General features: G+C 61.8%; 17 protein-coding genes and 1 pseudogene. 10 read left to right on the forward strand and 8 right to left on the reverse strand.

The annotated features are described in order from the left end of the window. The first annotated feature begins 490 nt into the window (after nt 1-490). The 4 genes from AC01YT_RS11605 to AC01YT_RS11620 all read left to right on the forward strand — a co-directional run bounded on the left by AC01YT_RS11605 (nt 491) and on the right by AC01YT_RS11620 (nt 8785). The gene (locus AC01YT_RS11605; protein WP_476675589.1) at nt 491-2296 is read left to right on the forward strand and encodes a TIGR04190 family B12-binding domain/radical SAM domain protein; all 1806 of its coding nucleotides are present in this window, start codon (nt 491-493) and stop codon (nt 2294-2296) included. 287 nt (nt 2297-2583) lie between these two features. Next, nucleotides 2584-3384, forward strand: a complete 801-nt coding sequence (gene surE / locus AC01YT_RS11610) for a 5'/3'-nucleotidase SurE (protein WP_476675591.1) — start codon at nt 2584-2586, stop codon at nt 3382-3384. 38 nt (nt 3385-3422) lie between these two features. Then, nucleotides 3423-4238 carry an ADP-ribosylglycohydrolase family protein gene (locus tag AC01YT_RS11615; protein ID WP_476675593.1) on the forward strand — a complete coding sequence of 272 codons (816 nt, stop codon included), beginning with the start codon at nt 3423-3425 and terminating at the stop codon, nt 4236-4238. 20 nt (nt 4239-4258) lie between these two features. Continuing rightward, the gene (locus AC01YT_RS11620) at nt 4259-8785 is read left to right on the forward strand and encodes a DEAD/DEAH box helicase (RefSeq protein ID WP_476675595.1); all 4527 of its coding nucleotides are present in this window, start codon (nt 4259-4261) and stop codon (nt 8783-8785) included. Here AC01YT_RS11620 and AC01YT_RS11625 read toward each other — a convergent pair. The 8 genes from AC01YT_RS11625 to AC01YT_RS11660 all read right to left on the reverse strand — a co-directional run bounded on the left by AC01YT_RS11625 (nt 8774) and on the right by AC01YT_RS11660 (nt 16679). Then, a complete protein-coding gene (locus AC01YT_RS11625; protein WP_476675597.1) occupies nt 8774-10249 on the reverse strand; it encodes a LysM peptidoglycan-binding domain-containing M23 family metallopeptidase in 1476 nt (491 codons plus the stop codon). The genes AC01YT_RS11620 and AC01YT_RS11625 overlap by 12 nt on opposite strands. Before the next feature lie 33 nt (nt 10250-10282). After that, complete coding sequence (locus tag AC01YT_RS11630; protein ID WP_476675599.1) at nt 10283-11938, reverse strand: M23 family metallopeptidase; 1656 nt, start codon at nt 11936-11938, stop codon at nt 10283-10285. Continuing rightward, nucleotides 11859-13388 (reverse strand): LysM peptidoglycan-binding domain-containing protein, encoded by a 1530-nt coding sequence (locus AC01YT_RS11635; RefSeq protein ID WP_476675601.1) that lies wholly within the window; start codon nt 13386-13388, stop codon nt 11859-11861. The genes AC01YT_RS11630 and AC01YT_RS11635 overlap by 80 nt, the downstream gene beginning before the upstream one ends. Before the next feature lie 12 nt (nt 13389-13400). After that, nucleotides 13401-13757: a histidine triad nucleotide-binding protein gene (locus AC01YT_RS11640; RefSeq protein WP_476675621.1), complete on the reverse strand. Its 357-nt coding sequence runs from the start codon at nt 13755-13757 to the stop codon at nt 13401-13403. Between the two features lie 5 nt (nt 13758-13762). Continuing rightward, nucleotides 13763-14929 (reverse strand): polysaccharide deacetylase family protein, encoded by a 1167-nt coding sequence (locus AC01YT_RS11645; RefSeq protein WP_476675603.1) that lies wholly within the window; start codon nt 14927-14929, stop codon nt 13763-13765. Nucleotides 14930-14956: 27 nt separating this feature from the next. Further along, nucleotides 14957-16042 (reverse strand): inositol-3-phosphate synthase, encoded by a 1086-nt coding sequence (locus AC01YT_RS11650; protein WP_476675605.1) that lies wholly within the window; start codon nt 16040-16042, stop codon nt 14957-14959. Nucleotides 16043-16144: 102 nt separating this feature from the next. Beyond that, nucleotides 16145-16582 carry a YceI family protein gene (locus tag AC01YT_RS11655; RefSeq protein WP_476675607.1) on the reverse strand — a complete coding sequence of 146 codons (438 nt, stop codon included), beginning with the start codon at nt 16580-16582 and terminating at the stop codon, nt 16145-16147. After that, nucleotides 16554-16679 carry a hypothetical protein gene (locus AC01YT_RS11660; protein ID WP_476675609.1) on the reverse strand — a complete coding sequence of 42 codons (126 nt, stop codon included), beginning with the start codon at nt 16677-16679 and terminating at the stop codon, nt 16554-16556. The genes AC01YT_RS11655 and AC01YT_RS11660 overlap by 29 nt, the downstream gene beginning before the upstream one ends. Before the next feature lie 119 nt (nt 16680-16798). Between AC01YT_RS11660 and AC01YT_RS11665 the strand changes: the two genes are divergently transcribed. The 6 genes and pseudogenes from AC01YT_RS11665 to AC01YT_RS11690 form a co-directional block, all read left to right on the forward strand. Beyond that, nucleotides 16799-17377 (forward strand): TapB family protein, encoded by a 579-nt coding sequence (locus tag AC01YT_RS11665; protein WP_476675611.1) that lies wholly within the window; start codon nt 16799-16801, stop codon nt 17375-17377. Between the two features lie 281 nt (nt 17378-17658). Further along, on the forward strand, nt 17659-18360 hold the full coding sequence (locus tag AC01YT_RS11670) for a TadE/TadG family type IV pilus assembly protein (RefSeq protein WP_476675613.1): 702 nt from the start codon (nt 17659-17661) through the stop codon (nt 18358-18360). Nucleotide 18361: 1 nt separating this feature from the next. Beyond that, nucleotides 18362-20182 (forward strand): pilus assembly protein TadG-related protein, encoded by a 1821-nt coding sequence (locus tag AC01YT_RS11675; protein WP_476675615.1) that lies wholly within the window; start codon nt 18362-18364, stop codon nt 20180-20182. An 89-nt stretch (nt 20183-20271) separates the two neighbouring features. Further along, nucleotides 20272-22473 carry a TadE/TadG family type IV pilus assembly protein gene (locus tag AC01YT_RS11680; protein WP_476675617.1) on the forward strand — a complete coding sequence of 734 codons (2202 nt, stop codon included), beginning with the start codon at nt 20272-20274 and terminating at the stop codon, nt 22471-22473. Nucleotides 22474-22561: 88 nt separating this feature from the next. Next, on the forward strand, nt 22562-23341 hold the full coding sequence (locus AC01YT_RS11685; protein WP_476675619.1) for a CPBP family glutamic-type intramembrane protease: 780 nt from the start codon (nt 22562-22564) through the stop codon (nt 23339-23341). A gap of 93 nt (nt 23342-23434) precedes the next feature. Then, nucleotides 23435-23946: pseudogene (locus tag AC01YT_RS11690) on the forward strand (hypothetical protein); the annotation flags it as partial.

A 23946-nucleotide genomic window follows, 5' to 3' on the forward strand; every position in this document is an offset into this window, starting at 1 on the left:
GTTGCAGTCGCCTCGATCCGTTAGTGGATACTGAAACTCGGCGAGCACTATCACCCCTGCTGGGGGGAATGAGTTGCAGTCGCCTCGATCCGTTAGTGGATACTGAAACGGTAATTCCGAGGACGCCGTATAGAGTTGATATGTTTGTTGCAGTCGCCTCGATCCGTTAGTGGATACTGAAACCAGCCGGGCATCCTGCCGAGATGCGCGTTCTCTCATTCCATCCGTACAGGCAACTACCGCCTGGGGGGCGCAGGTCTTCCAGCCCTACAACGGCACACCCACATCGGGAGTTCCCCACGAGATATCCCCCTACACCGGCCGACGTGCGTTTATGTTGTCACCCCGCCAATCTTTACCCCTCATATTGTGAAATTAAGAACAAATTCTCAGGGAATATCTCGTTTGCATGATATAATCGAACGCGTATTGCGTCGTTTCCCCACCCATTGGGGGAACGCAGTCCGTTCGACCTGGAGCGAATTTAACCATGGCAACTCCCGATCTGATCTTCCTGCACGCTCCCAGTGTCTATGACTTCCGCCGCGAGGCCATCCTCTTCGGCCCGGTCAGTGATCTGGTACCCTCCACCCCGGTTTTCGAAATGTACCCGATCGGGTTTACGACGATGGCCGAGTATCTTGAACGCCATGGGTTGCGCACGCGCATCCTCAACCTGGCCGTGCGCATGCTAGATGACCCCGCTTTTGACCCCGAAACCTACCTCAAGCACCTGGATGCGCTGGCATTCGGGATTGATTTGCACTGGCTCCCCCATGCCCATGGCGCCATCGAGGTCGCCCACATCGTCAAGCGCTTGCACCCGCACCGCGCGGTGATTTTCGGCGGCTTCTCTTCCTCGTATTTTCACCGCGAACTGATCGCCTACCCGGCGGTAGATTTTATCCTGCGCGGTGATTCCACCGAGCACCCGTTGTTACTCTTGATGCAGTACCTGCGGGCCGGGGGCGATCTGCACCCCACCGCCACCAGTTCCGCTGCGCGCGCCCTGGAAGCCATCCCCAACCTGGTGTGGAAGGATGCCGAGGGCGAGGCGCACGTCAACCCCCTTACCTATTCTCCGGATACGCTGGACGACCTGCTGCTGGATTACACCCATGTCCTGCGTTCGGTAGTGCGCTACCGCGACCTGGCCTCCTACAAGCCGTTCCGCAACTGGCTGCGCTATCCCATCACTGCGGCGCTTTCGGTGCGCGGCTGCCGCTACAATTGCGTCACCTGCGGCGGCTCAGCCTGCGCCTTCCGTCAGATCCACGGGCGCACCCGCCCCGCCTTTCGCTCGCCCGAGAAACTGGCCCAGGATATCCGCCGCATCGGCGAGTACAGCCGTGGCCCGGTTTTCATCCTTGGCGATATCCGTCAGCCCGGCGAGGACTATGCCCGCCGCTTCCTGGACGCCATCGCCGGCTACGATAAGCCGGTCTTCATTGAACTCTTCGATGCCGCCCCAGCCGAATTTTTCCAGCAGGTGGCGCGCGCCTTGCCCAACTTCACCGTGGAAATCTCGCTCGAATCGCACGATGAGCGGGTGCGGCGCGCCTTTGGCCGCCCTTACTCCAACGCCGAGATCGAAGCCAGCATGGAAGCCGCCCTGCTCGCCGGCTGCCAGCGCCTGGATATCTTCTTCATGGTCGGGTTGAAGGAACAGACCTACGATTCGGTGATGGCGACGGTGGATTATGCGCGCGATCTGCTGGAACGCTTCACCCCGCACTACGGCCCGCGCCTGATTCCTTTCATCTCCCCGCTGGCGCCCTTCCTCGACCCCGGCAGCCAGGCTTTTGAGCAACCCCAAAAGCACGGCTACCGCCTCTTTGCCCGCACGCTGGAAGAGCATCGCCGGCGCCTGCTGGCCCCCTCCTGGAAGTACGTGTTGAACTACGAGACGGTTTGGATGAATCGCGATCAGATTGTGGATGCCACCTACGAGGCCGGATTGCGCCTGAACAACCTTAAAGGGGCCTTCGGGCTGATCGAGCCGGCCCAGGCCGCCGCCACCGACGCCCGCATTCGCCGCGCGCGCCAACTGATGGCCGAGATTGACCGCATTGTCGCCACGACACCCGAGGGGGAGGCCCGCCGCCAGGCCCTGCGCACGCTCAAAGCCGAGGTGGACCAGGCCAACCTGAGTACCGTCTGCGACAAGCGCGAACTGGAAATCCCCGTGCGCGGCCCGCGCATCAACCTGCTCCAAGCTGCCCACACCGTGATCTCGGATTGGTGGCAGAGTCGCTTCGCCCAGCGCCAACTCCCGCTGCGCTACCCGCCGGAGTAGTTTCGCTCTCCGAGGTACAAGAATGACCCTCACCTGCCCTGGGGGTCACGGACTGTGGGAACGCGATCGCGTCGCTGGGGTAGCAACGCTTACGGAAAACGAGGAACCCAATGACCACCGTGTCCGCTCTTGACCTTCCTACGCTCAAACCACCGTGCGGTTGAACGAAGCGACCCACCGGGGGGATGATCCTCCGGCGTTAAACGCTGCCCGGGTAGGTGTTAAGAAATTGTCAAGTCATACCCCTGCCTCTGCGGGTATAATTCTCCCCAGAGGGAGATGGATAGATGACGCATATTCTGGTTACCAATGATGATGGCATAACTGCACCGGGTCTGCTGGCATTGGCGCAAGCCATGCGCCGCCTCGGTCAGGTCACCGTGCTCGCCCCCGATCACAACTGGTCGGCATCGGGACATGTCAAAACCCTGCACCGCCCCCTGCGGGTCAAAGAGGTTACCCTGGCGGATGGCACCCCCGCCCTGGCCAGCGATGGTGCGCCTTCGGATTGCGTTGCCTTGGCCGTGCTCGGCCTCATCCCCACCAAGATTGACCTGGTCGTCTCGGGCATCAACCCCTACGCCAATGTTGGCCATGATGTGACCTACTCCGGCACCGTTACCGCCGCCATGGAGGGCACCATCTGGGGCATTCCCTCGATTGCCTTCTCGCTGGATTCGAAAGAAAGCAACCACCTCGACCGCCTGGATTATTCCACGGCGGCCCACATTGCCATTCTGGTTGCCGAGCAGGTGTTAACCCATGGCTTGCCCCCCAACGTCTTGTTAAACGTGAACATTCCCTATGCGCCCCTGGACGAACTCCGTGGCTTGCAGATCACCCGCCAGGGCCTGCGCATCTACCACGACGAGTTGATCCGCCGCGAGGACCCGCGTGGCCGCCCCTACTACTGGATTGGCGGCGATGCGCCGGGTGGCGTGGCCGAAGAGGGCACCGATATCGGCGCCCTGGCCCAAAATTATGTTTCCATTACCCCGATTCAGTTAGACCTGACCGCACACCAGTACATCGAGAGCCTGCGCCAGTGGCCCTGGCCGCAGTGGAAGCGGCAGTCCCCGGCGCCTTAGACCGCCAAAATTCGCGTCACGGCTTGGGGAGGAGAGGAATGGATGGCGTGAGCAAGGTGCAAGAACGGGTCAAAGGGGTGCTGTGGGGCTTGGCTTACGGCGATCGCATCGGCGGGCCGGTGCGCATGGCGTGCATCGTGGCCGAGAGCCTGGTCGCCTGCCGCGCCTTTGACCCCGCCGACCTGCTGGCGCGCTACCTGACGTGGTGGCAGCGCGAGGGGTTTGATACCGGCCCGACTGCCGCGGGTGTTTTTTCGCGCCTGAGCCAGGGCTGGTCGTTAGAGGCCGCGGTGCAGGTCGTAGATCGCCAGGCTGGCGGAAAGACAGCGGGGGTCAACCCGCCCCACCGCAGCGCGCCATTAGCGATGGCCGCCTTCCTGCCCGATGAGGCCTTAGCCGAAGTCGCCCAGGTTGAAGCCCGCCTAACCCATACCCACCCCCTGGCCGGGGATGTGGCCGCGGCGGTCGTTCGCCTGTGCCGTGCCCTCATCCGTGATATGCCCTGGGAAGACGCGCTGGCATGGGCTGCCACCGGACGCCGCCCCGAAACTCAGGATGCGTTGTACCACCACCACGATCCGCTACGCCTCTCGCGCGGCGGGTTTGCCCCCGAGGTCTTGCGAGCGGCGCTGTATTTTTTGAACCGCAACGCAGATTTTTCCACCGCCATGACCGCCGCGGTGCGCTTTGCCGGCAGTGCCAACTACTGCCCGATCCTGGTCGGCAGTATCGGCGGGGCCCGCTGGGGGCTGACCGCCATCCAACCATTGGGCGCCCATCCCCACCCGGGCTTATCCCCAACTCTCACCACCCTGGCTGAGCAACTGGCCGCGACCTGGCGCGATTCATCCTAACCCTCAGGAGCCGTTTCTCCATGCCCGACTACCGAGCCTTGATCAACCGCGCCATGCAGAATAACCTCACACTGACCATCCGCTACCGCAACCGCATGGGTGAGGTGCACGAGCACGAGATCCAGCCCTTGAATTGGAGAAATGACTGGCTGTTTGAAGCCCGTTCACGAAATACCGATAACACCCTGACCTTCAACATCAAAGGCATTTTATCCTGCCATGAAGCTGGGGGGCAGTTCGTGATTTCCCCGAACTCGGAAGACTCACCCCCATCGGCGCAACCCCCTGCCGCGATGGAAGCGCCCCGCACTTACGGCAGCACCGCTCGCCCCTTGCGGGTGGCGCGCAAAACGACCGCCGCTGACTCCCCCACACCGGCGCCGCAGGTGAACGCCATTACCTCACCCCAAACCTGGGAAGCCCTGGTGACCTACCTGCATAACTGCCTGGTGCGTGAAAACCTACAACAGTTTGTGATCGAGAATCGCGACAATATCATCCCCCTGCCCGCTAGCGAACGCCATGAGTGGCTTGAGGTCTATCGTGGGCGCAAAGCCTGGGAAGTACCCCAGTTAGCATTTTTGGGACCTCATCAGGAGGATGAGCTTAAACGTCAACCGCCCTATGTGCAGTTTATCAATGAGAAAGTGCCGAACCGCCGGCAACTCTGCTTAGGACAGCACTTCCTGATCCTGGATCACAACAAGATTGTACCCCTGCTTTACGTGCCACTCTCGGCCGAACGTAAGGAACGGAGCGTGGAAGAGGATTCGATCTCAGTCCCTCGCCAGTTCTATCTGCTGAGCCCCGAATCCCTTGAAGTTAGTTACGCCGCGCTCAAAGAAATGGGGTTGAGCGAAGAAGAGATCGAAGCCTTTCTAGCCGAACTCGAACCTCTGGGTGGGGATTATGACGCCGTTGAACAGGCTGTGCTGAATAAAATCGCCGAACTGCTCGATTTTGAGCCGCCGCAGGTGGAGACCGAGATCATCCCCGGCACGATTTACCGCGGCTTGAGCCTGTTCGCGGTTTCCGATTCCAACGCGACGATCAACCTGCTCTTGGAACTTTCCGACCTGGCTAAGACCGGAAAATGGGCTAAGATTCCACTAGCCCTGCGCCTCCTGTTGAATTCGGTGCCTACCCATACCCTCACCGCCGACGATGCCCCGCACCAGGATGACCTCTTCGTCACCCCGCTGTATCCCAGCCAGATCCAGGCGCTGCATGCCGCGCGAAGCGAGCCGGTGCTGGTGGTAACCGGCCCGCCCGGCACCGGCAAGTCCCAACTGGTGCTCAACCTGCTGGTGGATGCCTTCTTGCGGGGTGAGCGGGTGCTCTTTGCCAGCCGCAACAACCAGGCGGTGAACGTGGTGATGAACCGCCTGACCGAGACGCTGAATGTTCCCGGCGCGGTGCGCGTGGGTAACCGCCAGTACCTGCGCGAAGCGGTTCAACGCATGCGTAAGGCGCTGAACGAGATTGGGACCACCGCTACTCAGTCCCCACCGCGGCTCAAGGATGAGGTGGATGCTACCTGGATCGCCTGCCGCGCCGCGCTGGATGGCATGCGCGCCGATGAAGAAAACCTCAAGACGGTGCGCGAACTGAAGGGCCGTCTGGCTTCGTACCACGAAGAGCGCGCGTTATATCTGCGGCGACTGCCCCCCGACCTGCAAGCCCTTTTTGATGCCGCCCAGCCGCTCCCGCGCCTGCCCCGCCGGGATGCCGAAAATCTGGAACGCGAACTGAGCGACCTGCTTATCACGGCGCTGCGCCTGGCCGAGCAGCAGCGAACCCTGAAATCCCACCTGGCGGTGCGGTTAGAGTTCACCCCACCCGAGGAAAGCCCCATCCCCCAGCACCCCCTGATCGCCGCCCTCCATGCGGCGCGCCAATATCACGGGGAAAGCACCGCTTGGTTAGACCTATCGCCTGCGGCGGAACCCCTTACCCAGGAACGGACGCTCGTCCAGCATTGGCTGAACCTGATCGAGCGCATTGAGGCTGAGGGGCAAATCTCAGCCCTCACCCGCACCTTGAGCGACCTTCAGCAAGAGCAACAAAATGCATGGTCAAGGTTGCACCACCCGGGCGACGATGAAACCCCGGCGCACCTGGAGTCCCTCCCCGCAGAGGTGATCCAGCGCATCGAAACGACCGCGGCGGCAACCCTCACCCTGGCGACCGCTGCCGTGGAAGAGCGCATGCCGTGGTGGTGGCGTCTGGTGAACCGCTTGAGCGGCAACGGGCTGATCAAACGCGCCGGACGGGCGTTAGCCCAGGTGCTGGCGCCGCTGCCCCTCCCCGCGCTAACCGCGGCCCTGCCCACCCTCACCCCAGATGATCTTTGCACCTGGGCTGAAGATGCGCTCACCTGGGCCCACTTGGCGCGCCTGACCCAACAGATCCACCAGACGCAAGCGGCGCTCGCTGCCGCCCAAGCCGAAGTTGAACACCGGCGCGCCGCGTTGCCCGCTGCCGGCGAAGCGCTGCTGGCTGACCTCGCAGGCGTGTTCGATCCCTATCAGCCCACCGGCCTGCGGTTTGACCCCACGCCGCTGAAGCAGGACCTGACCGCAGCATTGGCAACATTGGACCAGTTACAAGCCGCGTTAACGCGCCTGGCGGAACAATTGAACGACCTCATCGGGCGCAATCGGCGCGGGCTGGTGGCGTTGAAACAGCTGGCCGCATCCCCCGCCCGCACCGTGACCCGGCTGTGGCGTTTTGAAGGGTTTGAACACCCCCAAGACGCTGTGCAAGCCGTGCAGGATTGGTTGAATTTCCTGCGCGCCTGGGATGTCGAGTCCCTGCGCCGCGATGACCAGGCCAAACTGGAACAACTGGGTGAGGAAGAGCACATCATCCAGCGCCTGAGCGAGACGCAAGAGCGCTTGTTTACCCTCAGCCGGCAGGTTCTACGCACGGTGTGGCTCAAACAGGTGTGCCACCTGCCCAATGAGGTGATCAAGCAGGTTAACCAGTACGTAACCGCGCTGGAGACGTTGAACGATCCGGATTACCAACCCTCCGAAGGCGATCGGCGCGAGTTGAAGGCCATAGTGTATAGCCACTTTGAGGCCGCTCAGCGCGTCTTCCCCATCTGGGCAACCACGAACCTGAGTGCGCGGCAGAGCATTCCCCTGGAAGGCGCGCTTTTTGACCTGGTGGTCATTGACGAGGCCTCGCAATGCGATATTGCCTCGGCCTTACCCCTGCTTTACCGCGCCAAACGCATCGCCATCATCGGCGATCCGCAGCAATTGCGCCATGTAGCCACCATTCAAGCCAACGTTCATCAGGATGTGGCCCAAAAAATTGGCATTGATCTCAGCGCCTACAATTACCTCAAACAATCGCTCTATGACCTGGCCGAGCGCAGTATCGGCACCCAGCCGGGGGTGATCCTGCTCAACGAACACTACCGCTCGGATGAACGCATCATCACCTTCTCCAACCAGAATTTCTACCAAGAGCGGCTGCAGATCAAAACCGACTTGCGGCGGCGCTACCGCGATCCCGAGTTTACAGTTCGCTGGGGCGGGGTGTATTGGCTGGATGTGCCGGCGGGCAATCTGATGCACCGGGGGAGCAGTTGGGGCAATTCAGCCGAAAGCGAGGCGGTGTTCCAACTCATTGCCCGAATCCGGGAACGCTTGCAAACCCGGGGTCTGGAGCGCGACATTAGCCTGGGGGTGGTGACGCCCTTCCGCTTGCAAGCCGATCACCTGCAAAACAACTTGCAAACCCTGGATAGCGCGATCACGGTGGGCACGGCGCATACATTTCAGGGGGATGAGAAGGACATTATCCTCTTTTCCACCGTGATCGGCCCGGGGATAGCAGAAGGCACGCTGAATTGGCTGCACAACACCGAGAACCTGCTCAATGTTGCCGTCACGCGTGCCCGTCTGGCGCTGTTTGTGGTCGGCGATTACGAGTTCTGCGCCCGCGCGCTCCCTGAGGCACATCCCTTCCGCAAACTCGCCGCTTACGTGCGCCAGCGCGGGCGGGTACATCGCGATCCCGCAGCGTTATTGGAGACGCATACGCCTTTCGAGATTGTTGGCCTGCGCACCGATCCCAGCGACCCCGAGACCACACGGGCGACCCTGCGCCGCTTCCTGACCAGTTGTCAGGATTACATAGATTGGATGGATCCCTATTTCAACGACCGCGTCTTTGATCTACTGTTGGATGTCTTCCAGGAAGGGACGCCGCGCGTGCGTTCGGTGCGCCTGCTGACGGCGCGCGAGCAGACCCAGCCGCGTGATCCACACCCGCCGCAAATTACAGCGGAGAAATATGCCACCATCCGCGCCGCACTGGCCCACAAAGGGGTATGGTTGGAATTCCGCTTGCTGGGGCGGCGCGACATGCCACACGACCGCTTCTTGTACAGCGTAGGGCGGGCGATCAACATGCCGCCGTTCGACGCGGCCTACGGCAAGCACATCCGCCTCAGCGAGTATACCCTCTCCACCACCGACCGCTCGCTGTTTGAAACCTACTGGCAGCAGGCGGAAGAAATCTCACGGCCGTGATTCGACCTGGCTGGCGCGGTCGGAACAGAGGCAAGCGCGGATGCGCTGACCGCGCTGCACCAGGTAGCCCTCATAAGGCGCAGCGCCGTTGACGGCCACCCAGCCTTCCAGGTTGAACGCCAGCGGGCCATCGGCAGGGATCCACTCTCCATTATAGCGACGGGCGATATGCACGTGCGTGCCGGTTGCCGTGCCCCCCTCGCAGGAGGGCACCCCGATCGGGTCACCCGCCTTGAGCACCGTGCCCACGGCGGGCAAACTGGCCTGCGCCAGGTGCAGGTAGTAGATTGTCCAGCCGGTGCGCTCATCGCCGTCACCGTCCAGGTCGAGCACCAGGCTGGCCGTGTCCACTCGCGCAATCACACCGTCGGCCACGGCCGTTGCCCATTCCTCGCTGGGCTGACAGCCCCCCACCACCGCCGGCGGGGCAAAATCCAGTGCCGCCAACGGTTCACCACTGCCCCATGCCGTATGCGGGCCGCCGGTGAATGACCAGGGCTTGCCCGATGCAAAGGGGAAGCGCAGCGCCGGCTGCTCCAAACTACCGGGCAGGTGGGGTTGCACGTCCTGCCAGGGATCACCGAAGAGGGCGCGGTAGGTCGCCGCCAGCCCATCCGGGCCGATAGCGCGATCGTAATCCGTGCCGCCAAGCAGGCGCGAGAAGTAATAGTGTAGCGCCGCGCTGGTCGCGTTCTGCCAGGGGTCAATCGTTTCCTCCCGCCCATCCGGCAGTTCGATGCTGATCAAATGGCCGCTGCGCCAGGCGTAGTAGCCGTTGTTGAGGGTATTGGCCGCCCAGGTCAGTTGCTGGCCCAGTCCCGGGTAATTGCGATCGGCGTAGCCCAGGGGATATGGCCCTAGGTCGGCCGGCATCTCGGGCTGGGTGAGCGCGCCGGTGTGATACTCCAGTAGAGCCAACAGCAAGCGCGGGCTGAGGCTGAAATTCTTGGCGATATGGGCGATGATCTCCCCCCCACGGCGATTCTGGCCGCCCAGATACGCGGTGTAGGACTTGAACCAGCCGGGTTGAGCATCTACAAAGGCAACCACGTCGAACCCTTGCTGGGCCGGCCCGTTGATGAAGAGGCTGTCCGGTAAAATCTGGTAGGGGTTTCCCCACAGCGGGCGGTAGTAGATGGGAATTTTCAGCGGCAAGCCCGGCGGCAGGGTGGTGACGCGCTCGGGCAGGATGGGGTTGGCAGTGCGAATCTCGGCCTCGGTGGTGTTGAAGCGCGCTGCCAACGCCGGCAGGGTATCGCCAGTTTGGGCGGTGTAATCCACCAGGGTGCCGGGTGGGTAGGGCGGGCGAGTAGGGAACGCCGTAGCGGTCGTCGCCGGGGTAGGCGTCGCGGCCGCTCGGCGGGTGGCGGCCAGATCAAGCAGGGGAGACGGCGTCGGCTGCGGCGCACATGCCACCACCGCGCTGATCAATAGAATCACGCTCAGAATGCGAAATCGGTACATAACTCGGTGGATCCCTCGCCGCGCCCAGGACGCTCAGGGTGTGCGGCGGGTAATGTGAGTTTCAAACGACGCGCAGGTACAGGCTTCCACGACCTCATCGCCGCGCACCAAGCGGCCCTGGTAGGGAGCACGACCGGCTTGGGCTTGCCAACCGTCCAAAACGAACGGCAGGGGGCCATCGGCCAGCACCCATTCGCCGTTGTACTTGCGCGCAATATGGATATGGGTACCGGTGGCCGAGCCGCCCTCGCAGGACGGGTGCCCGACCAAATCGCCCTGTTCCAGCCAGGTGCCGACCGGGGGGCGGCCCTCGCTGGCAACATGCAAGTATAACACGGCCCAGCCGGTTTGCTCGTGCCCGTCGCCGTCCAGGTCGAGCACGACCACCCCCTTCTCTGAGCGCACCACCAGCCCCGCGGCGACAGCGGTCGCCCATTCATCCGAGGGGGTACAGCCGCTCTGGGTGGACGAAGGGGCAAAATCGAGCGCAGCCAGGGCGCTATCGGGGCCCCAGGCTGAATGCGGCCCGCCAGTGAACGCCCAGGTGTGTCCGGGCAGGAAGGGCAGGATGAAATCGGGCTGGGTGGTGCCCGGCGGGATTAGCGGCTCCACCGTCTGGGCACGCAGCCACGGACTGCCGAACATGCGCTCGTACAGTGCCGGGAGGGACTGTTCCCCGTAGAGCACCTCGGCCCAGCGTGGGTAAGGGTAAAGTTGGGCGAAGAGGTGCTGCAATGCCACCGAGCCGGCGTTCAGGCTGGGCGCCAGGCGCAACGTACTGCCGTCTTTGAAGGTCAGGGTGGTCAGACGGCCCTCGCGCCAGCGGTAGTAGCCGATAAACAGATTCTGCACCGCCCAGGTGAGTTGCTTGTAAAGCCCCTTCCGCTCCAGGGCTACCCACCCCAGCGGGTAATCCACTTTCGCCGGAGAATCGGGCTGTCCGTAGACCCAACCGCTCTGATATTCCACCAGCGCCAGCAACAGGCGCGGGTTGACCGAATTTTCAATCGCCACCCGCTCGATCACCCCCGCGCCGGTGTAGGTGCGGTCGGTGAGGTATTCGCGGTAAGCCGCCAGATACCCCCCGGCGGATTTGATGTAAGCCTCCAGGTCAAATCCCAACGCTGATGGGGAATACACTACCTCGCTATCGGGCAACAGGGGCTGATCCGGCCCCAAGCCATCGTCGAGGCGATTGGGGATGACCAGCAACTGCCCCGGCGTGATCAACCCGGTTGGGTCAAGCGGATCGGGTGAGGTGATCTCGTCCGGCGCGACGCCATAGCGCACTGCCAGCGCCGGCACGGTATCCCCGGCTTGGGCATGATAGAGGATAGGCGGGCGCGGCGTGCCGACGTCGGTCGGGGTAGGGCTGAAGGTGCCTGTGGGGGCGGGGGGAAGTGCTGTCGGCGGCACGGTAGGATCGGTTTGCTCGCCCTGGACCGGCGTGGGGAGCACCGGCCCGGGTGGCGTGATCTCACTACCGCCACCGGCGCCGCTGTACCAGGCAGCGGTAGCGGTCAATTCGGCCGCGCTGAAGTAGGCCTGTCCCCCGCAGGCCAGCGCGCTCATCAACCAGACCATCAGGATAGTCAAAATCCCCAGCGGCCTAGCGCTGGATTTGATTCTGGGGGCTGCGCCGTTCTGAGGCTTCCAAGACCACACCATCACGCACCAACGTTCCTTCATATTCTACCCCCTTCCCCTGTGAAATCCAACCATCCAGATTGAAGGGGAGCGGACCATCGGCAGGGATCCACTCGCCGTTGTAGCGGCGGGCGATGTGCACATGCGTACCGCTGGACACCCCGCCCTCGCACGAGGGGTGGCCAATGCGGTCGCCGGCTTTGAGCTGCACCCCCGCGGCCACGCGGTCAGCCGTGGCGATGTGCAGGTAGAACAGGCTCCAGCCGGTTTGCTCGTAACCATCACCGTCCAGATCAAGCACCACCACCGCCGGCTCGGAACGCACCACCAACCCATCCGCGGCAGCGGTGACCCAGGCATCGCTCTCACGACAGCCGTACTGGCCATCCGAGGGGGCAAAATCCAATGCCGCCCAGGCCGAACCATCCCCATAGCCCCCGTGTGGCCCGCCGGTGAACGACCAGATCACCCCCGGCTCGAAGGGCAGGTGCAGGGGCGGTTGGGTCAGGTCAGGCGGGAGCAACGGTTCAATTGCCCAATCGAAGGGGTAGCCGAAGGAGCGCGCGTAGGTGGCGAACAGGCCGTTCTCACCCACCGCCGCTTCCCACTCGGCCCGCCCGTAGAGCAGGCCGAACAGATACTGCACCCCGGCCGTGCCGGCGTTGATCGTGTTGGCCGCCGGCACGATACTACCATCAGCCAGCAAAAAGTGCCCCAGCCCATTCACCCGCCACAGGTAATAACCGCGGTTGAGGTTGTTGGCAGCCCAGGCCAGCTGGCGATACAACCCCTTGCGGCGGGTGTCCACGTAGCGCAGGGGGTAATCCAGCCAGGTTGGATCGGGTTGGGCCTGGGTCACCCAACCGCTCTGATGCTCCAGCACGGCCAGTAACAAGCGCGGGTTGACCGAGAAATTGCGCGCAATCTCGCTCACGATCTCGGCCCCGCTCAGCGCCACCTCGCCCAGGGTTTCCTGATAGGTCGCCAGGTAACCCCCTTGCGCGGCAATCCAGGCCGCCACGTCAAAGCCTACCGTAGCCGGGCCGTAAACCAGTTCCGAATCGGGGATGATCTTGAAGGCAGGCGCGCTGCCGGCGGGGGTGGGGGCGGGGATGACCAGCACTTGCCCCGGGTAGAGCAGGTCGGGGTTGGTGATCTGGTTGGCCGTGATCAGGGCCTCCAAGGCAAGGCCATAGCGGGCGGCAATTTGTCCCAGGGTGTCGCCGGACTGCACGGTGTAGGTCTCTTCCGCGACGCGCAGGGTCGGAAGCACACGCGGGGGATCGGGGGTGGGGGTGTAGATCGGCGCTCCCGGCGGGCGGGTGGGGGGTCGGAAGGGCAGGGGCGGGGTGAGCGTTGCCGCGGCAGAAACAGGAACCGAGGCCGAACCCGCCGGCACCCAGGCCGGAGCGCGGTCGGCATAGCGCACGCAGGCCAGCAAGAGCAGGCCCAGCCCCCACAGTAACGTGATCCAGATACCCTTCCGCCGCATGCCCGATCTCTTTCAGGCGCGGAACGGCATATGCCGCCCGGCGATGAAGTGCATGTGCAGATGAAACACCGATTGCCCGGCATGCAGGCCGGTGTTGACGATGAGGCGGTAGCCGCTGTGGGTAACGTGGTAATCTGCGGCCAGGCGGCGCGCCACGCTGAACATCCGCCCGAGCGCCGCTTCGTGCGCCGGTTCGACCTCGTTGACCGACTCCAGGTGCACGTTAGGCACAATCAGGAAGTGATAGGGCGCAATTGGGCGGATATCCGGGAAGGCGGTGACCAGGTCGTCCTGATACAGGATACGCGTGTTGGTCTCACCGCGCACAATTCGGCAGAAGGGACAACCGTCCATCCAGGCATCGGTCATGGCACTCACTCCACAGGCAATGGATCCTCCACCGAGCAGTTCTGGCGGTACCAAGCCAGTTCCTGCTCGCGTTGAGCAGCGGCAAAGGCCTGCGCGGCCTCGGCGATGGCGACCGCCGCATCCAGGTTGACATAGGCAGTGGTGCCCCAGTAGCGGGGCAAGACCATCAACGGGTCGTGCATGGCTTGCTCCGGCTCACCCAGGGGAACCCAGTTGAACATCAGTGGGCCGCGGGCGTAGGCCGTAAAGCCCAGGTCGTAGCCGGCCTGACGGGCAATCTGAATGGCGCGGGCGGTGAAGTTGCCACCGGGCCAGATGAAGGCGCGGGGGCGAGTGCCCAGGTGGGTTTCCAGCGCCGTGATCGGGCCTTCAATTTCCTGGTGCAGGATGTCTTCCGGGGTGCTCTCGGTGAAGTAGGTTTCGGCATTATGCAGGAAGCCGTGCGCCTGCACGTCCACCCGCCCGGTGGCGACCAGGTCACGGATCTCTTGCCATTCGCGGTCATTTCCCACGCCGGTGATATAGGCCATGGTCAACGTCCAATCGTATTTTTCGAGCAGAGGTAGAAAATGGTTGCGCACGGTGCCCTGCGAGCGATCATCCACAATGATCAGCAGGGAACGCGGCGGGATGTAGGCGTTATGGTGCAAGAAAGCGGCCAATTCGGCCATGGTGATGGTCTGAAAGCCCAGGTCGTGGGCGTGTTCGAGGCTTTGCGCCAGGTAATCGGCGCTGACGGTAATGTTGTCGCGGATGGGGCGACCGCTCTGGCGCACGCTGTGGTACATAAAGGGCACCACGATCGTGCCCGGCGCGGCATTGCCGGGCGTCCAGCGCAGGCGCAGGTAGGTGCAGGCGTCGAGATAGCTCTGGGGGATAACCCCGCTGAGCAACTGGCGGGTCTGGAAGAGCGGCGGCGGGGATGAGGTGGGACGGGCGGTGGGAGAAAACGAGGGGGTAGGGAGCAAAGTGGGCGGGAGAGAGGGGGTGGGCGGGACCGAACCGAGGGCGGCCGTTGCGCTCGCAGTTGGCGGTGCCAAGGCGGTGGGCGTCACCCACGGCGTTGCCCCCCAGGCCGTGGCACAGGCGCTCAACCCCAGGCTGATGACCAGCAGGAGTACCCCCCAACCGTAGCGCCTGTGCCCAGGACCCAGAAAGGAGAGGCCTTTCATCGTCGTTCCAGGATGCCCAAAAAGAACTTAGACCTTCTCGCCGCGGATAAAGGCTTCGGTCATCTCGCGCGCGATTTCATCCTTGAACTGCTTGGGCGGGGTCTTCATGAAGTAAGCCGCCGGGCCGTAGAGCGGGCCGCCGATGCCGCGATCCAGCGCCAGTTTGACGCAGCGAATGGCGTCAATCACCACCCCGGCGGAGTTGGGCGAATCCCACACTTCCAGTTTGGCTTCCAGATTGAGCGGCACCTCACCGAAGGTGGTGCCTTCCATGCGGATGTAGCACCACTTGCGGTCGGTCAGCCAGGGCACGTAATCGCTTGGCCCAACGTGAATGTTCTCCTCCGGCAGGGTGTAGGGCAGCATACTGGTCACCGCGCCGGTCTTGGAGATCTTCTTCGATTCCAGGCGCTCGCGCTCCAACATGTTCAGGAAATCGGTGTTCCCGCCGAAGTTGAGTTGATACGTGCGATCCAGGCGTACCCCGCGATCCACGAAGAGGCTGGTGAGCACGCGATGCAAAATCGTAGCACCCACCTGACTCTTGATATCATCGCCGATGATGGGCAGGTTCTGATCAATGAAGCGCTTGGACCAGTACTCGGAACTGGCGATAAAGACCGGGATGGCATTCACAAAACCACAGCCGGCATCCAGCACCTGCTCCACGTACCACTTGGTCGCCATTTCCGAGCCCACGGGGAGGTAATTGACCACAACATCGGTGCCGGTATCCTTGAGGATTTTGACGATATCGGCGGTCGGGCCGGGAGCTTTGCGCACAATCTGGCTGAGGTATTTGCCCAACCCATCGTGGGTCATGCCGCGGTAAACCGGCACGTTAAGGTGGGGCACATCGGTAAACTTGTAGGTGTTATTCGGGTAGGCGAAAATCGCTTCCGAGAGGTCTTTGCCTACCTTTGTATCCACCACGTCGAAGGCCGCCGAGAATTCGATGTCGCGGATATGATAGCCCCCCAGGTTGACGTGCATCAGCCCGGGAATGCGGTCGGTATCCGCCGCGTTGCGATAAAAATAAACCCCCTGCACCAGGGATGAGGCGCAGTTGCCAACGCCAATGATGGCCACGCGGACTTTTTTGCCGTCACTCATCGGTTACTACTCCTGCACGAAGATTATTAATTTGGAAAGGGGTGCTGAACCACAGCACCTCTTGATTATACCCTCCGCCGGAGGGGAACGGGAGGGCCGGATCTAAGGCCGGGCGACGAATTTCAACGTCAGTTTCACCTCATCTTCGGTGTGCAGGATACCCACCAGGTCAATCGGGCCGACGCCGAAATCGCTCATCCGGATCGTCGTGGTGACCATGCCGCGCAGGGTCTGGCCCTCCAACCGCGCCGTCACGTCAAAGGTGACCGGGCGGGTGATCTCGCGCACGGTCAGGTCGCCGCGGACGCGGAAGGTGTAATCCTGCCCTTCGGCGTAGGTCGTGGGCAAACCCTCAATGGTGGTGGGAACAAAGGTGACGATGGGGTAGCGCGCCGACTCCAGGGCGTTGTTGCGGATGTAGTTATCGCGGCGCGTGCTGTCGGATTTCAATTGGCTGACGTCAATCGTGATCGTCCCGATGCGGCTGGCCGGGGGATCGGCCAGGTTGGCTTCAATTTGCCCCGCGATGGCGGTGGTCACCCCCCACGGCGAGGTTGAAGCGATTATTCTGGTTGAAGAAGGTCTCGCCGACCTCGTAAGAGGCTTGTGATTCGCCCGGAACGATCTTGAAGATCACGATGTTCCCGCCGTCGGCAGCGGCGGTGAGGGTGGGCTCAGCGGGAGCAGGGGCGGATTGGGTGGGTTCGGCAGTCCGGCCTGCAAGAATCCCTATCTACCGGTGCGCTTGGGGACGACGTGGAATTACCAACTGATCCTGAAACCACCGACACCTTTACCCGCTCCATTATCAAGGTAACCGCGGACAGCTTTGTGGATCAGGACGAGTTTGCCGCCGGCGCGGTGCGTCAGGGCCGTTGGCAGTGCAAGGACGGCAACCTGATCTACCTCACCCCCGGGCCGGTGGCTGGCTCGGTCTTCGCCGGAGGAATGCAGACGGATGTCACCCTCGAGTCGAACGAAGGGTTTTATCACCCGGCCGATCTGCGTCCCGGGCAGACCTGGTATCAAAAAACGGTCTTTCGTGGCCAGAGCACCATGGAGGGGGAGATCGTCGTTGAGACCCGTACCGAGGGGAATTATGCCTGCCGGGCTGAGGATTTTGAGACCATCACCGTGCCGGCCGGGACCTTCAATGCCTTGCGGGTGACGTGCGAAGTTCATTTCACCACCAGTGTTGCCGAGGGAATGACGTTCGAGATCGAAGAACAGAGTACACAATGGCTGGCGCGCGGTGTGGGCATGGTGAAAAGCATGGGCCAAACCGATGGCGCGCCCCCCTACACGATTGAACTGCTATCCTATCGCCTGCCGTAGGCGAGAAGAAAAGTATGCCCGATACCGAGCTCTCCCCCGTTGCCCCATGGCACGGGGAGAGCTCGGTTTTGTCTCTAACGTGAGTCCTACTTCAATAATTAATCGTGAAAATTAGATGAAAAAATAGTGATAAAACCATGACAGTCACCTTACAGAATCCTAAGAATGGCTTGACAGATCAAGCCACTTTCGACTATTGTAAAATCAGGCCGCGGTAGAGGGTTATCTCAGGCCAAGGCTGTGGCTGGTCGATCTTCAAAAAACTTACGGAGAAGGTCAGGGTGAGATTATCCATAAGGCGCGTTCGCTTTCCCCAACCACGTGGCCAGTCGTTCATTGAACTGGCGCTGGTGTTGCCCGTCCTGCTGATCTTGCTGTTGGGGGTCGTTGAGGTGGCCGTGTTCATCGGGCATTACCTTGACTTGCTCGACCTGACCCGCGAGGCGGCGCGTTTTGCCTCAGTGCGCGATCCATTCCAAACTGCCCACATCGGGGCCCGATCGTGCAGTAACCCGGATTACTATGATTTCTGGTTTACTACCTCGTGCATCTTCTCGCCCCCTCAGGGATCTTCCTTGTGCACCGATCCCAACTTTTGCAACGGCATGAATCCGTTTGTTTATCTTAACCCTGCCACCGACGATGTGGTCATTTCGGTCTATACCGTCTCGGGTAATATTGTGACCGATGTGTGGCCCAAACCGAACGGGTACTACTCGCTCTACGGTAACTGGAATAAAGACTGTCAGGGTAACGTGGTGCGCACGGCCCCCCATTTCACCCGTGATGTCGTTCAGAGTTTGCTCTCCGACTATTCCACCCCCAACAAAGGGTTTGTTGCGGTTGAGGTGTATTACTGCCATGAGCAAATGCTTAAACTCCCCGTTTTCACCGCGTTTGTCCCCGACCCGTTCCAGATCACGACCTACACGATTATGCCTTTGCCGGCTGCACAGCCAACGCCTACCCCTGGAGCACCGTGAGATGAACCGTTTTCGCCCTCGTGGTCAGATTCTGGTGGTCTTTGCCATTACCCTGCTGGCATTGGTCTTCTTCGTCGGACTGGCGATTGATGCCGGCTCACTTTATGTGACCTACGGGCATCTCAAGCGCGCGGTGGATGCAGCGTCGGTTGCTGCCGCCAATTCGTTTAAGCGGGGTGAGGTCAACCGCAATCCCGATGGCACCATGGACTTGAGCCGCATGATCGGCTCTGCCGAGGAAGCCCTGGAACTACACAACCTGGATATGAGCCAGGTAGACCTGGTGGTGCGCATTTGTGATGCCGATGGCATCCTTGGTCCGGACCCGGACCTGCAAACCTTAGCGCCGTTCTTTTATAGCCGCTGCCCGGATACTTTGCGCGGCGAGGCGGCGCGCCGCCTGGTCTATGTGCGCGCAACCCAACACGCGCCGCTGTACTTCCTCAGTTTGCTCGGCTTCCGCAGTATTCCCTTGACCACCGATGCCATCTCCGAGGCGGCGTCGGTGGACCTGGTGATTGCAATTGATATTTCCGAATCTATGGCCGAGGGCACGCCTGGCTTCGGCCCGGATTATGACCCTGATGGCCCCGGCGGTTGCAACCTCACCAATACCTGTAAATCCCTGCGCGACGCCAAAGAAGCGGCTAAGGCGCTGGTGGATAAACTCTATGATGGCTATGACCGGGTTGGCTTGGTCACATTTGATTCTCAAGCCGTTATCTACCCAATTCCAGATAAAAGCGGCAACCTGGTCATGATGAGCGATGACCTGGAGCAGGTAAAGGCGGCCATCGACCGCATTAAACTGCATGATGACCCGCCGTTCGGTAAGTTATGGGCGCCCTGGCGGGATAAGAAACTCTACAATCCGGTCAACCCTGAGGACTTGGACGGTGATGGCGCGGATTATGATAACCCGACGAAGCTGGGCTACACCTGCCCGCCGATGACCGATCCTCGCGTCGCCGACCGCTGGTGGAGCACCGATGAGGGCGCGCCGAATCCTTTCGGCGCCGGTGGGGTGCCGTGCGATGACAACGGCAAACTGGACGCGTTCGATTGGGATGGCGATGGCGTCTTCACCCAGGCCGATCATGATGCCAGCGTTGCTTACTACGACAAGGAGCGTGCCAAATACGGTGTTCCGGGCCTCAAGCCCTCGCTGTCCTTCCTTTCCACCTGCACCGGATGTGGCATTCGGGCGGCAACGCGCGTGTTTGAGGATGCCCGCCCGGATAGCATTTGGGTCTTGGTCCTGCTTTCGGATGGCTTCGCCAACCTCAGCGATACCTACGGTAGCGGCGGCACCGGCATCGGGGATACCCCTAACACCGGCGGCGCGGTGCCCTCGGCCTATCCCAACGGTTTTTGCAATGGCAAGTTGAATCAGGGTTGGTGGCCCTTGGCCTGCAAGGACACCTCGCTTACCCCACGCTATTGTGTGGATGCCAGTGCCTCCACCTGCCCGCCGGGTACAACGTGGGTGCTTCAGAACCCTGAGGATTATCGTTATAGTGTCATGGATTATGCGATGGATATGATTGATCAACTTGCCTTGACCAAATCTAATAACCCCAACGAACCCCGGGGTAACGACGTGGCCATTTACTCCATCGGCCTGGGGAATGTGGCGTTAGGTGAGAAATTGCTGCGTTATGCCGCGGCGGTGGGCGATGATGGCGACCGCACCACCGACCCGTGTGCGGCAACCCCGGCTTACCGCAGTTGCGGTCAGTACTACTACACCAGTACCAGCAGTGGGCTGCTCAAGATCTTTGAGGATATTGCTTCGCGCATCTACACGCGTATTACTGACTAGGATGGGGAAGACAATGCTTGCACAAGACATGATCTCTCGGCATAAGCGGTGTTTGGCAAACCTCCCCTTGGGGAGGGAGGAGGGTCACGATGATTAACCTCAGAACACATTTTTGCACCGCCCGGCGCCACCGCGCCCAGGCGCTGGTGGAGTTCGCGCTGGCCCTGCCACTGTTCTTGTTATTGATCTTCGGCATTATTGAGTTTGGCCGCTTTATGCAGGCCTGGCTGGCGCTGGAAAACGGCGCCCGCTTCGGCGTGCGCTATGCCGTCACCGGTGCTTATAACCCCGACTACTGCGATGAGGCAGATGCCATTTACGGGCTGGGCGACGAAGACCTGGCCGATGGTAAAGTGGATTGCAAAGTGCCGTCCCGCCGCGATTGGAACGGCGACGGCAGGGTGACCACCGAAGACGACCGCCTGGCCGAAGAGATGACCAACCGCCTGCAAGACTGGGCGCGCTTGCCTTCGATTCGTGATGCCGCTCTGGCCGGGGCAATGGGCATCGCGGCGGCGTTCGATGATTTCGCCATCGCCCAGGATTATCTCGGCTATCTCAGTCATCCTTTTACCGCGTTCAGCACGCAGTATCGCGGCAACCCCAACCGCACTGGCTATTTTGCGGTTTCCATTTGTAGCAGCCGCCATTATGATGGGGGGCAACCACAGTTCGGTTTCCTGACCGCCGAACGCCTTGCTCCTCAGTACCACGATTACTTGCCGGTGTGTATTGAAATGGATGAGAACGGCAACATCATCCGCTACATGGACGACCCCGGCGGTCCCGGCGACCGCGTGCGCGTTACCCTGACCTACCGCCATGCCCTGATCACACCGTTGCCCAACGTGGCTGCCCTGTGGACACCGGGTGCCAATGGATGGTGGGATGGACTATTGGTCAGTGCCCAGCGCGAAGGCATCGTGGAAAAGTTCCGCGTCTCGCGCGTCACCGGCCTGGCCGGTGCCATCGGCATGGCAGCGACCTTCACTCCTACCCCTTCTGAAACGCCCACGGCTACCTCCACCCTTACCCCCACGGATACCCCTACCAGCACGCCCACCCGTACCAGCACGCCTACCGCCACGCGCACCCCCACCCCGGTGCCGGATTGTTCTCTACTGCAGAACATCGGTGAAGAAGACCTGATGTTCCAATTGCTGAGCAGTGGAGGCTATGTGCTCGAATCCCAGTTGCAGAACACAGGGCCCTATCTGATCCAGTTCAGCGGTGCAGCGTTGGATTGGAGCGGCAACTGGCACAACCAGATGCAGGGTCCACGCCCCGGGCACATTTTCAACTGGTACGCCAATAACGGCAATACGACCAAGATTTACGACCCGCCCGATACCGGCACCTACCCGTTCGCCCATATGTTTATCAACCCCAGCAACCAGAATCTGGGCGCGCTGGGCAGCACCTATTTCAAGTGGGTCTACGGCTCGCCCAACCCCGGTTCTAACACCTTCACCTTCTGGATCACACCTTATGTGAATTCCTATCCGGTGGTTGGTGCCGGCACGCCCACGCCGCGTATGAGTGTGACCCCGGTTCCGGCGATAGAAGCCCAGAACTTCTACTGGAGCGGGGAATTTAACGGTACCATCTACTACAACCTGATTCCTCCCACGCCAGTGCCCACTCTGTCTTGTGCCATGAATGTGAGTGGCTTGATGGGCCCCAATATTCAGCCCACGCCGATTATCTCCGGGCTCAATTTCAGCCTGCGTGCGCGGGTAGAAGGGCACCAGGGCAGCGGCGACTGGGATCGTAATATTAGCTACGTCTACTTCTTTGTCTACAACAGCAACGGTAACTTAGTGCATTACTTCCGTGATACCTCACCCATCTACTGCCTCTTTGGGGATAGCCAAGGCAATTGTACCACCCGTCGCGTGGGCATTGATACCTGGTGGCAGGGAGCCTCGAATAAGCCCGGTCAGGTGATCCAAAACGGCACTTACACGGTTGCCATCCTAGCCCGCAACACCGATGGCCGTCCGAAATCGAGCCTGATTCTGACCACGCTAGTGCTTCAGGCGCCGACTCCCACGCCCACCTACACCCGCACCGTCACGCGCACGCCCACCATCACCCGCACGGCAACTCGCACGTTCACGCCGGCGCCGCCGACCGCCACGCGCACGATCACCCCGACCCGCACCATCACTCCCACGCCGACCATCACCAGGACGCCAACCCGCACGCCTTCGCCGACCAACACGGTAAGACCGACGGCAACGCGTACGCCTACACCCTGTCAGACGCCGATTGAGTTGGGTGGTTGCTAATGTCATGTGACCAGGGGCGGCCTCCGTAACGGAAACATAGCCCGGAAAGCCTGGGGGCCAATCCTGGTCCCGCATCACTAACCCGCCGATGCCCAATGCTGCCGAACTGCGCCCATTGCTGATCCTGCTGCTCCCTATGCTGGGGCTGTTGGGGCTGGCCCTGGTGGGATTACGGTGGCTGTTGATCTGGTTGCAGCCAGGTTCGCCCCGGGCAATGTTGGGGACCTTCATTCTGGCCTATGGGTTGCCCTGGCTGCTCTATTTGGGTGTGCTCCTCGTCGGTGCCCGCGCCTCAGCAAGTATGCTCCCCCAGCCAACCCAGATATTAATGCTGGGCCAGCCATGGTTATATTTATGGCAAGTGTTAGCCTTGCTGTTAGCGACGCCACTACCACGGGGTCGACCGTTACTGGCGCAGGGCTGGACATCGCTGCGTGACCAGGGAATGGGTTTCCTGCTGGGGTTGGGGCTGGGTGGGTTGGCCGGCTTGGCCTATGCCCTACTTCTGGCCGGGTTTGAGAGCCGTTGGCCGGACGCAAGTGCACTGATCCCCAACCTGCCTCCACCTATCTCAGCCCTCTGGCTGGGGATTGGCGTAATTCTTGCACCGTGGGTGGAAGAGCATTTCTTTCGCGCCGCGTTGTTGGATGCAATAGCCGCCCGATGGGGCCGCTCGCGCGCTGTGGTGCTCTCGGCAGCGCTGTTTGCCCTTGGGCAGGGGCGGCCCCTCCTGCTTCTCCCGGCCTTTGGCCTGGGGCTGGCACTGGCTGGGTTGCGCCTGCGCCGCGGCACCTGGCACACCGCCGCCTGGGCCCATATGGGGATCAACCTCGTCCTGGGCGGCCTGGCATGGTACCTACTCATCTAACGCCGTGAGCCTTTCATCTTATGTTAGAATGAGGACAACCCGGTCTGCGATAGAGGCGAGTTGAATCACTCTGTCCCGGCGAAGGTGACCACAATGAATCAAGACGAGAAAACCCCTCTGGACGATACCCAGCCCACCCGCCCCGGCGAACGCCTGCGCCGGCTGGCGGCCGCGGCGGGAGAACAGCCGGCCCCGGCCGCGGGCGGCACATCCACACCCACACCGCCGTCTACGCCACCTGCGGCACAAGGCTCAGCCTCCCCTGCCGCTGCAAACACGCCGCCCGGTGCAGAATCCGCGGCGGAAACGGCAGCTGAACCCGGCTCACCTGCTGCTGAGACCCTGCCTGAGGCACCTGCCTCATTCGCACAAAGCCCGCAAAGCCCGCTTGAGCCCGGGGCGGCAGCCCGTCCAACCGTACCCGACGTCCCTAGCTCCGCAGTGACCGCGGGTGAGGCGCCAGTCACTTCGCCTCCAGCGGCCCCATCGGCCGGCGAGACCCAGGCCCTGCGCCGTCACCCGACCGGCCTGCCCGAACACACCGGCGGCTGGTTCGGCGATGACCTCTTCGCGAACGCAGCACCACCCCCCCCCCTCCCCCCCAC

Source organism: Thermanaerothrix sp. (assembly GCF_056331585.1).